The following is an 11,354-nucleotide window of genomic DNA, read 5'->3' on the forward strand; positions in this document are numbered from 1 at the left end:
TGCGCAGGCAAGCTCTCATGCAGCTTCGCCGAGCATCCTGTTTGTGCAAAATACCTCAGAAAGCAAACAGGCCGCTAAACCATGGCAATGCCACATAGACGAGCGCACAGACCATGAGAAACAGCATCGTTTTCAAAAGCGTGCCTGCCAGAAAGCTGTCGGTGGACAGACTGCGCTCGATCAGCCTTTCGACCGCGAGAAAAAGCGTGATGGCCAAAAAAGCGAGCAGGGCGAAGCCGATGAACGGTCCCACGCGGGTGACACCTCCTGCAATTTGATTGTCTGGCAAGCTTTTATGGCTAGTGTCCTACTCGATGTGCTTCATCCTCGATTGGTAAATATATCCAAAAGTATAGCGAAAGGAACAAACCGACTGTCAGGAAAACAAGCCATCTGAACCGGTAAGACGGTGATGCGACAATCACAACCCAGCTAACGAAAAGCAGCAAAAGGAACCCATTGTTTATGATAGTGTCGAGCATAGGCGAAGCCTCCCTCCCTATGAACGATACGTTTCCTGGATATTTTTGGTTACAGGAGAGGGAGAGCGATGTGCGTCGACAAGCCACCGTGTCAGCGAAAATCTTTCCACGTAAAATCAATGCTCAAAAGGCCGATGTACTTTTCTTTCATCGTGACCTTTCCTTTCGTAGCCAACTTTGGCTTGCGAAAGCAGACGAGGTCTTCGTAATAGCCGAACATCCGGCAAATTTCCGGGCGAAACGAATGAATGCCGCACTGGTCTTTGTTCATGTCATAAAAAATACAGGTTCCGCTAAAACGGGGCTGCTGCTCCAGGTTTTCGCGCAGCTTTTTCGGAATGGCTTTCAGCTTCTTATGTATGTTCGTACGCTCCTTTTCCGTGATCGGAACCGGACCGCAGCACAAGCCTTTGCAACCTTGGCATGGCAATGTATTCACAAAAGCACAACCTTTCAATCTGTTCTTTGCTTTTTTTGTAAAGAATAGTATGAAAGGTTTGTTTTGGTTTGTAAACAAAAATTTAAATATATCAAAAATATATAATTTTGTCAATATTCATTTGATGTAAAACTGCCGTTTGCACAAGAAAAATAAGTCAAACCCGTCTTTGCAGCAAGCGCAACAACGGGTTTTCTTTACAGGATGCCTGTACGGTTCGTTAACGTGGGTCTTCTGTTACCAGCGCGATGACAAAGCCGTCGTAGCCTTTGCTTCCGACCGTTTGAATGGCGGTCGCGCTGACTGTAGGCTCGTTTGCCACCAGATTCGTGAATTGCCGGACGCCGACAATGTTTGGATCACTGCTTGTTTCGTCGATCACGGCTCCATTGCGCACCACGTTATCGGTGATGATGACGCTGCCTTTTCGCGAAAACTTCAGCGCCCAGCGGAAGTAGGCGGGATTGTTTTTCTTGTCGGCATCGATGAAGATGAGGTCAAACGGCCCGCAATTTTCATTGGCGAGCGCAGACAGGCTGTCCAAAGCGTCTCCAAGCCTGATCTCGACCACTGATTCAAGTCCGGCACGAGCGATATTGGCTTTGGCCACCTCGGCATGCTTTGGCTCCGCTTCGAGCGTGATGAGCCGACCGTCGTGGGGCAAGGCGCGGGCAAGCCAAATCGTGCTATAGCCGCCAAGTGTCCCGATCTCCAAAATCGTCCGCGCTCCCTGAATGCGTGCCAGCAGATGGAGAAGTTTCCCCTGATTGGGCGCGACATCGATTGGCGGGAGGCCAGCAGCGGCGTTGCTCTCCAGCGCCGCGTCGAGGATGGGATCTGCTGAAATCAATTGCCGGGAAAAGTAGTCGTCTACAGCTATCCATTGATCGCGATTCATCGTTCCACTCCTTTATCATGGGAAAATGAGCATGCTACAAATTCAACAAGCTTTTGCTCAACGCACAAAATTCAGAATGCCGACGAGAATGAACAAGGCCAGGAACGCGATGATGGCGTACAGCAAATAACCTGGCTGTTTGTTAGCCGTTTGTTCCCCGGCCACCTGACCGGGCGTGAGCGGAAGTGCGGAATCTCCGGCATGCTTCGGACCGCTCGATTCATCGGATTGGATCAATGGCTGCTTGTCAGTCGACAAAATCAGACCGACGATCAACAGAAAGACGCTTGCTGCCAGAAAAAAGGTGACAAAGCCGTTGGTGAAAAGGGAGGGAAGTTCCGGCAGCGTCGGAAATTGCCCGGTAATAGAGGCGGCCTGCATTTGCCCGATCCAGATGTAGTAAGCGAGAATTCTTTCGAGTGTATAAAGGAATCCGCTGGCTAGAAAAAAGATCGCGCTGAGTGTAAAGGCAAGCTTTGCGGTCATCGGATTTCACCTGCTTTCTGTCCGGATCGAATTAATGGAGATAAGACATGAAGATGGCGGCGGAAAAGCATGTGGCTGCACTGAGATAGAGCAGAGCGGTAGCCCGCCTGGATAGTGGTTGGTTGTGTTTGCTTGGGAACCAGCCGGACTGCTGCAGCCGATTGCGGTAAAAAATGAAGTAAAGCAGAAACAGGGCTGCCTGCGCCAAAATAATGTTTTCTCCAGGGGATGACTGCCGAAAAAACAAAGTGACCACCGGACTTGTCACTGCAAGGAAAATCGCCATCCAAATCAGGATGCGAATGATTTCCAAAATGAAGCGAAACAAAAGGAACATCGTAATCACCTCGTTTATTGTAACATAATCCCATTGCTTGGGAAATAATGGTGCATGAATAAAGAGAGGAAACAATTGCGTCTGTTACCATTATTTTCGCATGGTATTATCGTCCAATCCCGGAGATAATAGAAATGTAATCCAAGCTAACTAGTATAATCCATCTTGGGGATGCGTTCGACTGAATTTTTGCAGACAGGTCGACGCTTTTTTTTGTTCCAGACATAGGTACTATTACCTAAATGTGATCGTTGTTACCGGGTCGAACATCCTATATGATGAAATCATTCACGTATAACATATGCGTACTACCCCGTACGACCCAGCCCGAAGTTGCGGCTGGGATTTTTTTTGTAAAGGGTCATCCAATGATCTCCTATCGCGTTTTCAGCGCTTATGGTATATTTTATACTAGGACTCACAATGTTCTTGGGGTCTGCGGTGGCTCAAAAAGGCAGAGGAGTCACCGCTTTTTTTATGGAATGGAAAAGGATCAGCAATACCAGCGGTTCGCTCGTTCGCTGGCAAATACCTGCCATGGAAGGATCGCGCATTCATACACGCTTCATTTCCGGTCATCCTAAAGAAAGGGTAGATTGGTCTGGAGGTGTTTTGCATGCGAGCGATCCTTGCTATTTTGATGCTGGCTTTGGCGATTACAGGCTGCACAGGCAATAACAGCGCGCAAACCAAGCAGAAAAACGACGCCGAACCATTGTGCACACCGGCACCTGTCCGCTATACCGAATGGGAAGAGCAGGCAAAGGCGATTGCTGGCAGCGTGAATGGCGTCGACGAAGCAGCAGCCGTGCAAATTGACAAAGACTTGAACCTTGCCATCAAGGTGAGCAATTTTAACCGCTTCCGGCTGGAGTCGATTGAAAAAGAAGTCGCAGGAAAGCTGAAGGAGGCTTTCCCGGATTCGAATATCCACGTCACTTCCGACAAGAGGCTGTTTTCCGACCTGCAAGCCATGAGCAGTGCTCCGTGGCCAACCGATGTCAAGGAAGCGTGCAAGAAGAAAAAAGAAAGCAAAGAACTGGAAAAGAAAATGAGAGGGTAACAGCGCTTATGGCCTCGGTTTACCGGAAAGGTGACCGAGGTTTTTTACGGCGCAAAAGAAAAACTCCCGGGAAAAGGGAGTTGGATTCGTTTAATAGCGTTCGTCATCATCATGTTCCCGATCACGTTCATGATCTCGGTCACGACCACGATCCCGATGAAAGTCGACGTTGCGCAACTCTTCTTTTGCTTTTTCAACCAGCGCTTTATAATCCCTTACCACTTCGGTCAGGGCAGAAACGGATTCTTTGTAATCCGGCTCGTTGCAAATCCCATCAATGGCTCGATGGAGGTGGTACATTTTATCTTCGGTTTTGCGGATAAATTCTACCCAATCCATTCCGTTCATAAAAATACCTCCTTTCCTTGCCTTAGCCTTTACCCGATGAGAGAGAAGTATGCAGCAGGAAGAATCATTTTTTTGACAGTTTTTCAGACCATGTTTATCTCTTTACTATGGAAATAAACTTGCATCGTGCGTAATATAAGAGGATGGGACAATTAGCAGCGGAAATATCCGTTTACGGTTTTCGCACAACCAGCACAACCAGAGAAAACTGTCCGTGGACTGTTTGCGAAAAGCCAATTGAGGTGAAGAATGTGGATCTTTTAGCAAAAGTAAACAAGTCATTGGAAAAAATAATGCCTTTGCTCACCCCAAGCAGTGTGGCGATTGGCGTATTGGCAGGGACTCATCTGCAACCATATGCATTTTTGTCGCCGTGGGTGTTTGCCTTTATGACCTTCGCCGGGAGCCTGGGAGCGGGCTTCAAGGAATTTGCCAAAGTGATGACGCGGCCGCTGCCCCTTGTCGTCAATCTGCTGATTTTACATGCCCTGATGCCGTTCATCGCCTGGGGAGTGGCCAATTTGCTCTACCCGGACGATATGCATGTCGTTACGGGCTTTTTGCTGGCCGCCCTGATCCCGACCGGAATTTCCAGCTTTCTCTGGTCGTCGATTTACATGGGCAATATTGCGCTGACCCTCTCGATTATTTTGCTGGATACGATGATCTCGCCGCTTGTCGTTCCGTTTGGCATGTACGCTTTGCTCGGGGCCAAGGTAGAGATGGATGCGTGGGACATGATGCAAGGGCTGTTCTACATGATTGTGCTGCCGTCGCTTGTCGGGATGCTGCTGCACCATTTTTCCAAAGGAAGAGTCAAACAGACATTGGCTCCCAAGCTCGCTCCGTTTTCCAAGCTGGGGATGGGTGTAGTCGTTGCGATTAACAGCTCGATGGTCGCGAACTATTTTCACGCCTTCGATGTCAAGCTCCTGGGAATGGCGCTGGTCGTGCTTTTTCTCGCCATTTTGGGGTATTTGCTTGGCTGGTGGATCTCCAGACTATTTGGCTGGGAGCGCGATGTGATCGTGACCTTGACCTTTAACAGCGGGATGCGCAATATCAGTGCGGGAGCGGTCATGGCGATCACCTATTTTCCGGCGACAGTCGCGTTGCCGGTCGTGCTGGGAATGCTGTTTCAGCAGACGCTCGCATCGAGCTTTGGCAAGTTTTTGGACATCGTGGAAAAAACACCGAAAAAAATCGTGCAGGAAGCCGCGCATTAGATTGGCAAGCGGGGCGATCCTGCTTTTTTACCGAGCTAAGCGAATAACCGAATAAGCCAGAACATGCTTGCCCCACAGCGCGGTCGTTATTCCTTAAAGCCCTCGATTGAGGATTTTATTGCTTGTTCGCATGATGTTCGTATATAATTTACACAAACATACGTTCGAGGGTGAGGCACGTGAGGATCGGAACTAGCTCAAAACGGCAAGCTTCCCGGCTGCGCACAATTCCGCCGCTGGTCACGAAGCAGGAGCGCGAGTCGTTTTTGTATTTGCTCCGGGATTCGGGCAGGGAGGATTATGCAGTGACCGTCAGCTGGTGGGTCGCGATGGACGGCGAGTGCGGGAACACACAGAGCATGTGGGGTGTGGTCAAGTGGATCGATCCGCAATCGCGCAAAGTTCAGTTGGTGAATGAAAAGAGAAGCGAATGGATTGAGCTGGAAAAGATCGTGAATGTTCGCGGCTGAGTTTGGCGGCCGCAAAAACAAAGCGGGGAGGGCGAGTATGCCCTCCTTTTTTGATAGGGAAGGAAAAAAGAGCTCACGTCACATAAACTGACACAAAAGATGCGAAAATAGCCAAAATAAATTTGACAACCGGACATTTTATGTTAGTATATATTACATAGCATGCATTCTCTCCACTTCCTAACTTCGACCCAGAAATGGGTCCTTTTTTTTGCCCGATACCATGCCTATTGCGGATAAGGCTTGCCCTCACCCTTGAACAGCTTGCGCACCATCTGGTACAGACGGCCCGACATGTTCGGGAACACGAACGAATACTGATCGGCTCCCTCTTTCAGCAAAGCGACAGGGGCTTCGATCGTGTAAGGAATTTTCATCAAGTCGAGCATCTTTTTGTACTCATCGACCATGGATTGATCGACTGTATAGTAAAACGATTTGGATGGGTTCATTTGTGCACGCTCCTTTTCCATATTGTAGCATAGGGCATTATCAGATTGAACAAGACATAATGTTTATTATGTAAACTTAATAATCGTCTGAAAAAAACAAAAGCACTCTGCTGCCCGGCAAACAGAGTGTTTTCGTACATAAAAGAGACGGAGCGCCTAGCTGCTGAAAAAACTCATGCTGGAGTGCTTCCGCTTGTAGTGGGACCTGCCGTAATGGGAGTGCCCATGTCCGTGACGATACCCGTGGTCTGAACTGTATCTTTTGCGATATTTGAGGTCGCTGCTGCTGTATTTCCGGTATTTGCGGGAAGAAGTCGAGTGATTACCCAGTAAGTTTTTCCATAGCTTTTTTAACATCTCCATCACTCCAAGTCGTCATGTAGGGTCGGTTTATACTTTGAGTATACGAATATGCGGGACAATTGTTTCAGCTTCTTTCCGTTTTCCGGCAGATGGGGATCAGGCAAGACGACGCTGCTGAATTGGCTGAGCGGACTGGAGCGGCCGACTGCCGGAAAATGTGGAATTCAGCCTGCGTCTGTCCGGTGTATCTTGAGAGAGCAGGGCTTGGCACGGAGGCAAAAGACTGGCAAAATGGAGGAAGAATCGATACCAGAACTGAGAAAAGCAGGAGGATTCCATGAAAATCGCGCTACACCAGATCGCCTATCAGATCGGGATGCATCCGTCTGAGATGGCCAGGCTGGTCTACGAGGGAGAGATCACAGGCGAAGTGCCTGACCGCAATCCGCAAGCGAAGGATGCGTGGGTAGACCTTCATTCGTTGAAAAATTTCATTGAATGGAAGTTCGATCAGGGAGCCTTCGACCAGATGTTTTTCGATAAAGCCATGCGCCATCTCAACAAAGCGATGGGGAAAAAATAAAGCGGTACGACAAGGGAGAGAACACAGATCATGCAGCCATCCATCATTTACTGCCTGTGCCCGAAAGCCTATTGGGAAAAGTGGGCGGACAAAGACCATTACCTGCCCTGCGACTATGAGCAGGAAGGCTTCATTCACGCCACGAAAGGCGAAGAGCTGCTCAGCAAGGTGGCCGACCGGGTGTATGGCGCATTCGACGAAGAATTGTACGTGCTCGTCGTGGATGAGACAAAATCGCCTTCTCCCGTGAAATACGAGCAGGCGAAGGACGGACTTTTTTATCCGCACATTTACGGGCCGCTCCATCGCGAGGCGATCATGGATGTGAGACGCATGCTGAGAACAGACGGACGGTGGCATATCGGATCGTCCGTTTGCTGATCCAAAGCCATGTGCAACCCCCGCTTTTGCCGAACCCCGATTTCTCCACCTGATCGTACATAATTCCTCCGCGAACGGAGCACAATGGTACAGGTAGGGAATCAAATTGGCAAAGGGAGGAGTGTTTTTCATGGCAAAACCAGACGATCGTTCTGACAACGCAGCCAAGCTGCAAGAGATGCTGCAAAACACGGAAGAGAACATTCGCGAGTCAGAGGATTACCTGGCAGCACATGCGGGCGAGATTTCCGAAGAGGAACGGGCAAACATCGAGGCGAAAAACCGTCGCCGTGCAGAGAGCATCCAAGGGTTTCGCTCCGAGATCAAAGACGAAGTTTCCCATACTGAATAACGTGTTCATCAGCGCCTGTCGCAGTCTGTTGCGGCAGGCGTTTTTCGCATGTGGCCGCCAAAAGTGCAACAAGACATGAATTGTTGGGCGAAACATGGTAATCTGTAAATGGACAAATTGAATCAAGAGGAGAAAGACTATGAAACGACCAGAAGATACACGCGTCGTTGTCGGCATGTCCGGCGGGGTCGACTCCTCCGTGACGGCTTACCTGCTCAAGCAACAGGGATATGACGTCATCGGCATCTTCATGAAAAACTGGGATGATACCGATGAATTCGGCCACTGCACGGCGGAAGAAGACTTCCAGGATGTCCGGCGCGTCTGTGAACAGATTGGCATTCCGTATTACACCGTAAATTTTGAAAAAGAATACATGGACAAGGTGTTCCAGTATTTTTTGGATGAATATAAACGCGGGCGCACCCCGAATCCCGATGTCATGTGCAACCGCGAGATCAAGTTCGGCGAGCTTTTGGCAAAAGTCATGGACCTGGGAGCCGATTACATCGCCACAGGCCATTACGCGCAGGTGAAGTTCATCGACGGAGAGTACAAGCTGCTCCGCGGCGCAGACAACAACAAAGACCAGACGTACTTCCTCAATGTGCTCGGTCAGGAGCAGTTGTCGAAAACGATGTTCCCGATCGGGCATTTGCCAAAGCCAGAGGTGCGTAAAATTGCCGAAGAAGCCGGGCTGTACACCGCGAAAAAGAAGGACAGCACCGGGATTTGCTTCATTGGCGAGCGAAACTTCCGCGAGTTTTTGCAAAACTTCTTGCCAGCCAAGCCCGGCAATATCGAAACGGTAGACGGAGACGTGATCGGACGGCATGACGGCCTGATGTACTACACGCTTGGCCAGCGCCAGGGCTTGGGGATTGGCGGCGGGCACGGCAAGACCGGACAGCCGTGGTTTGTCGTGGACAAAGACCTGGAGCGCAACGTCCTGATCGTTGGCGAAGGCAGCAACCATCCCCGCCTGTATTCGAGCAGCTTGCTGGCGACTGACGTGAACTGGGTGAGCGCGAACAAGCCGACCGAATCGTTTACCTGCACCGCGAAATTCCGCTATCGCCAGCCTGACCAGCAAGTGACGGTGCACATCCGCGAGGGCAATACCGTAGAAGTTGTTTTTGCCGAACCGCAAAAAGCGGTGACACCTGGGCAAGCCGTCGTCTTTTACGATGGAGAAGTGTGCCTGGGGGGAGGCACGATTGACAAAGTGCGTCCGATTGACAAGGAGACTTAAATAACGGGGGAAGCGTTTGGTGGATAAAGCGAAAAAGTCCAAAGTGATTATTGTTTCGTTTCTGGCGGTTGCGATCTTGATGGGGGTGCTCGCTTACATGGGGATGGCGGTCACGGGCAATGAGCACATGGCCACGATCCAGAGCGTCATCGCGGAAAAAGGCGGCGTGATTGAAGCGGGCGGTGTGACAGTGGTTCCGCTGGAGGAAAGTCCGTTTGAGAAAAGCGGAAAGGGCAACACCATCTATCGCATCGTGTACACGAAGGATGGACAAACCTTGACAGCCTGGTATCGCTCCGACAACCATTCCTCGATTATCAAGGAACCGGAAGAGTGGATTCTTCCGCAATAAGCAGCAAGGATGAAATATGACTGGGAGAGTGAGGACAGTACATGACCCAATATGCTGGACTTCGAGAATTGGCCCAACTGATTCGCAGACTGGAGCCGCAGCTCACAGGGGCGTCCCTGAGCATTTTGTCCCATGAAAATAAAGAAGAGATCGCTTCGCTTTTGCTGGAGGGACTTGGCGGCGGCGTCTCCGTTCAAAACAGCTCAGGCGAGTACGCCAACCATCTCGCGAATTTGCGCGTGGGAGCAAACAAGTACACGTTTGCCCAAGACTGGCGCGAAGTGTACATCAGCGAAATCAACTACTGCGCCTGTCGGATTCCTCCGGGCGCTCACGGTCTGCTGGTCCATCATACCGACTATCCAGGCGTCATTTACGACGTGTCCCGCAAGCTGGCTGACCACGAGATCAACATTTCCAAGCTGAATGTGTCGCGTGAGCAAAAGGGGAAAAACGCCCTGTTGATTTGCGTCACCGACGAGGAGATGACACCGGCGGTCGTAGCTGCCATCGAGGAGCTGCCGCAGATCAACAAGGTGCTGTCTCTGCAATAAACCAAAAAGAACAGGAATGCACGCATGACCGCTCATCGTTTGCGTATGGGCGGTTTTTTGTGTGTGCCGACTGGCTTTCGTGCCTGTGGCCTGGAGCGAGGCAAAGAAAAAACTGCCCAGACTAGCGGGCAGGTGGCTTGGAAGCAAAGCGAATGGCGTGACTGATGAGGACGTGCAGGACAGAGGTGTGATTTTCGTCCGGAAACTGGCGGAAAGACGCTTCGATCTGCCCGTTGCCCATGGCGGACAACCGCTTGGCCATTGCCTGCGCCTTGACGTTGACAGCGAAGCGGCCGTCGTTTTCCAGCTCCCCGACGGTGAGCAGCGCTCTGATGCGCATGTCGTCTGTGAGCAGGGACGGCAGGCGGCGTTCCTCTTCCGACAGGACGCTTTCGTTCCAGTGGATCGACGGGCTGCCGGCGATATAGCATTGGTACGCGTGCGGCCGGGTCAGCAAGGCGTGCAGCACGAGCAAGCCGCCGAGCGAATGTCCGAAAATCGTTTGCCGGGTGCGGTCGACGGGCAAGTCCTTTTCAATCGCGGGTTTCACCGTGTCGTCGATGAAGCTGAGGAAGCCTTCTGCCCCGCCCATTTCCGGCCATTCGCCGCCGCGCGGATGAGCGGGCAGCTCGGATGCGGGCACGACATGGGTGAAGTCGTAGTAGCGCGAGGGGTGAAACGGCGCTTCTGTCGGATAGCCGATGCCAACGACGATTGCGGGATACACCCCCGTTTTTTCAGGCGCCTGGCTTTGCAGGCGGATCGCTTCGGTCATCGTGCCAAAAACCGAGTTGGCATCCAGCACATAGATGACCGGGAAGCCGGATGGCGGCGGTGTCACGTCAGGGATGCTGACAAAAATGTGAAACGTGCGATCATCGTAGGTCATTTTGCGGATTTGCGAACGAGGAATCGTTACTGCTTCATAAACCGTGTCCTCCAACATGAATCACTCTCCAGTCGGCCGATGGCGTCAACTTTTTGCATACGAAATCTATTATAGGAATGCAATCCAGAGAATGGCAACAGAGAAATGAGAGAGATTATCAGTGCCAAAATAGAACATGCTGACCTTGACTACTACGATATATTGAGGTAAAGTAAGTTTTGCCAACTACATATTGATGCGGACAGGTGTTTGCCACGCAATATCACGCAATATTTGGTAGACATAATAGGGAAGTCGGTGAAAATCCGGCGCGGTTCCCGCCACTGTAAGGAGCGAGTTCCATTTTGTGTTTGCGCCACTGATCCAACAAATCGGGAAGGCGAAAATGGAGCGATGACCCCGAGCCAGGAGACCTGCCTGACCGCAAGCACTGTGTAACCTACGGGACATAGGGAAGTGTTCGAACGCTCCATTCGTCTTGGGACGA

The 11,354-nt window shown here is 50.9% G+C and carries 19 protein-coding genes and 1 riboswitch; of the genes, 10 read left to right on the forward strand and 9 right to left on the reverse strand.

All coding sequences use genetic code 11. The features are described from left to right. Positions 1-55 precede the first annotated feature (55 nt). The 5 genes from EDM57_RS19140 to EDM57_RS19165 all read right to left on the reverse strand — a co-directional run bounded on the left by EDM57_RS19140 (position 56) and on the right by EDM57_RS19165 (position 2,642). Complete coding sequence (locus tag EDM57_RS19140; RefSeq protein WP_122906294.1) at positions 56-253, reverse strand: hypothetical protein; 198 nt, start codon at positions 251-253, stop codon at positions 56-58. 320 nt (positions 254-573) lie between these two features. Then, positions 574-921, reverse strand: coding sequence for a YkgJ family cysteine cluster protein (locus tag EDM57_RS19150; protein WP_122906296.1), 348 nt, complete (start codon positions 919-921; stop codon positions 574-576). A gap of 220 nt (positions 922-1,141) precedes the next feature. Next, entirely contained in the window at positions 1,142-1,819 is a 678-nt protein-coding gene (locus EDM57_RS19155; RefSeq protein WP_122906297.1) for an O-methyltransferase, read from the reverse strand. A 57-nt stretch (positions 1,820-1,876) separates the two neighbouring features. Next, positions 1,877-2,305, reverse strand: coding sequence for a hypothetical protein (locus EDM57_RS19160; protein WP_122906298.1), 429 nt, complete (start codon positions 2,303-2,305; stop codon positions 1,877-1,879). 31 nt (positions 2,306-2,336) lie between these two features. Further along, the gene (locus EDM57_RS19165; protein WP_122906299.1) at positions 2,337-2,642 is read right to left on the reverse strand and encodes a hypothetical protein; all 306 of its coding nucleotides are present in this window, start codon (positions 2,640-2,642) and stop codon (positions 2,337-2,339) included. Between the two features lie 616 nt (positions 2,643-3,258). Between EDM57_RS19165 and EDM57_RS19170 the strand changes: the two genes are divergently transcribed. Further along, on the forward strand, positions 3,259-3,705 hold the full coding sequence (locus EDM57_RS19170; protein WP_122906300.1) for a YhcN/YlaJ family sporulation lipoprotein: 447 nt from the start codon (positions 3,259-3,261) through the stop codon (positions 3,703-3,705). Positions 3,706-3,795: 90 nt separating this feature from the next. On the opposite strand, the gene EDM57_RS19175 is transcribed toward EDM57_RS19170, so the two are convergent. Further along, positions 3,796-4,053 (reverse strand): hypothetical protein, encoded by a 258-nt coding sequence (locus EDM57_RS19175; protein ID WP_122906301.1) that lies wholly within the window; start codon positions 4,051-4,053, stop codon positions 3,796-3,798. A 251-nt stretch (positions 4,054-4,304) separates the two neighbouring features. On the opposite strand from EDM57_RS19175, the gene EDM57_RS19180 reads away from it, so the two are divergent. Next, entirely contained in the window at positions 4,305-5,279 is a 975-nt protein-coding gene (locus EDM57_RS19180; RefSeq protein WP_122906302.1) for a bile acid:sodium symporter family protein, read from the forward strand. Between the two features lie 179 nt (positions 5,280-5,458). Continuing rightward, positions 5,459-5,749: a YolD-like family protein gene (locus EDM57_RS19185; protein ID WP_122906303.1), complete on the forward strand. Its 291-nt coding sequence runs from the start codon at positions 5,459-5,461 to the stop codon at positions 5,747-5,749. Between the two features lie 227 nt (positions 5,750-5,976). Here EDM57_RS19185 and EDM57_RS19190 read toward each other — a convergent pair whose 3' ends face one another. Both EDM57_RS19190 and EDM57_RS19195 read right to left on the reverse strand, forming a co-directional pair. Continuing rightward, positions 5,977-6,201 (reverse strand): hypothetical protein, encoded by a 225-nt coding sequence (locus EDM57_RS19190; RefSeq protein WP_122906304.1) that lies wholly within the window; start codon positions 6,199-6,201, stop codon positions 5,977-5,979. A 156-nt stretch (positions 6,202-6,357) separates the two neighbouring features. Next, positions 6,358-6,558 (reverse strand): hypothetical protein, encoded by a 201-nt coding sequence (locus tag EDM57_RS19195; protein WP_122906305.1) that lies wholly within the window; start codon positions 6,556-6,558, stop codon positions 6,358-6,360. A 54-nt stretch (positions 6,559-6,612) separates the two neighbouring features. Between EDM57_RS19195 and EDM57_RS24105 the strand changes: the two genes are divergently transcribed. From EDM57_RS24105 to EDM57_RS19230, 7 genes are all read left to right on the forward strand, one after another. After that, positions 6,613-6,894 carry an ATP-binding cassette domain-containing protein gene (locus EDM57_RS24105; protein WP_122906306.1) on the forward strand — a complete coding sequence of 94 codons (282 nt, stop codon included), beginning with the start codon at positions 6,613-6,615 and terminating at the stop codon, positions 6,892-6,894. Beyond that, positions 6,842-7,087, forward strand: a complete 246-nt coding sequence (locus tag EDM57_RS19205) for a hypothetical protein (protein ID WP_122906307.1) — start codon at positions 6,842-6,844, stop codon at positions 7,085-7,087. Before EDM57_RS24105 ends, EDM57_RS19205 begins: the two co-directional genes overlap by 53 nt. Positions 7,088-7,117: 30 nt before the next feature. Beyond that, positions 7,118-7,468, forward strand: coding sequence for a DUF952 domain-containing protein (locus EDM57_RS19210; RefSeq protein ID WP_122906308.1), 351 nt, complete (start codon positions 7,118-7,120; stop codon positions 7,466-7,468). Positions 7,469-7,598: 130 nt separating this feature from the next. Further along, positions 7,599-7,820 (forward strand): small acid-soluble spore protein Tlp, encoded by a 222-nt coding sequence (gene tlp / locus EDM57_RS19215; RefSeq protein WP_122906309.1) that lies wholly within the window; start codon positions 7,599-7,601, stop codon positions 7,818-7,820. A 139-nt stretch (positions 7,821-7,959) separates the two neighbouring features. Beyond that, entirely contained in the window at positions 7,960-9,072 is a 1,113-nt protein-coding gene (gene mnmA / locus EDM57_RS19220; protein WP_122906310.1) for a tRNA 2-thiouridine(34) synthase MnmA, read from the forward strand. A 19-nt stretch (positions 9,073-9,091) separates the two neighbouring features. Continuing rightward, a complete protein-coding gene (locus EDM57_RS19225) occupies positions 9,092-9,424 on the forward strand; it encodes a hypothetical protein (protein WP_122906311.1) in 333 nt (110 codons plus the stop codon). A gap of 41 nt (positions 9,425-9,465) precedes the next feature. Then, entirely contained in the window at positions 9,466-9,978 is a 513-nt protein-coding gene (locus EDM57_RS19230; RefSeq protein WP_122906312.1) for an ACT domain-containing protein, read from the forward strand. A gap of 121 nt (positions 9,979-10,099) precedes the next feature. Here the strand turns inward: EDM57_RS19230 and EDM57_RS19235 are convergent, their stop codons facing one another. Beyond that, complete coding sequence (locus EDM57_RS19235; RefSeq protein ID WP_211338275.1) at positions 10,100-10,924, reverse strand: alpha/beta hydrolase; 825 nt, start codon at positions 10,922-10,924, stop codon at positions 10,100-10,102. 169 nt (positions 10,925-11,093) lie between these two features. Then, positions 11,094-11,302: riboswitch (cobalamin riboswitch) on the forward strand. Positions 11,303-11,354: the final 52 nt, after the last annotated feature.

The organism is Brevibacillus gelatini, assembly GCF_003710935.1.
In the GTDB taxonomy this organism is placed as follows: domain Bacteria; phylum Bacillota; class Bacilli; order Brevibacillales; family Brevibacillaceae; genus Brevibacillus; species Brevibacillus gelatini.

Coding starts and splice junctions, on each gene's coding strand:
- EDM57_RS19155 (WP_122906297.1), bottom strand. CDS start 1,819: ATGAATCGCGATCAATGGATAGCTGTAGACGACTACTTTTCCCGGCAA.
- EDM57_RS19160 (WP_122906298.1), bottom strand. CDS start 2,305: ATGACCGCAAAGCTTGCCTTTACACTCAGCGCGATCTTTTTTCTAGCC.
- EDM57_RS19165 (WP_122906299.1), bottom strand. CDS start 2,642: ATGTTCCTTTTGTTTCGCTTCATTTTGGAAATCATTCGCATCCTGATT.
- EDM57_RS19170 (WP_122906300.1), top strand. CDS start 3,259: ATGCGAGCGATCCTTGCTATTTTGATGCTGGCTTTGGCGATTACAGGC.
- EDM57_RS19175 (WP_122906301.1), bottom strand. CDS start 4,053: ATGAACGGAATGGATTGGGTAGAATTTATCCGCAAAACCGAAGATAAA.
- EDM57_RS19190 (WP_122906304.1), bottom strand. CDS start 6,201: ATGAACCCATCCAAATCGTTTTACTATACAGTCGATCAATCCATGGTC.
- EDM57_RS19195 (WP_122906305.1), bottom strand. CDS start 6,558: ATGTTAAAAAAGCTATGGAAAAACTTACTGGGTAATCACTCGACTTCT.
- EDM57_RS24105 (WP_122906306.1), top strand. CDS start 6,613: ATGCGGGACAATTGTTTCAGCTTCTTTCCGTTTTCCGGCAGATGGGGA.
- EDM57_RS19205 (WP_122906307.1), top strand. CDS start 6,842: ATGAAAATCGCGCTACACCAGATCGCCTATCAGATCGGGATGCATCCG.
- EDM57_RS19210 (WP_122906308.1), top strand. CDS start 7,118: ATGCAGCCATCCATCATTTACTGCCTGTGCCCGAAAGCCTATTGGGAA.
- tlp (WP_122906309.1), top strand. CDS start 7,599: ATGGCAAAACCAGACGATCGTTCTGACAACGCAGCCAAGCTGCAAGAG.
- mnmA (WP_122906310.1), top strand. CDS start 7,960: ATGAAACGACCAGAAGATACACGCGTCGTTGTCGGCATGTCCGGCGGG.
- EDM57_RS19230 (WP_122906312.1), top strand. CDS start 9,466: ATGACCCAATATGCTGGACTTCGAGAATTGGCCCAACTGATTCGCAGA.
- EDM57_RS19235 (WP_211338275.1), bottom strand. CDS start 10,924: ATGTTGGAGGACACGGTTTATGAAGCAGTAACGATTCCTCGTTCGCAA.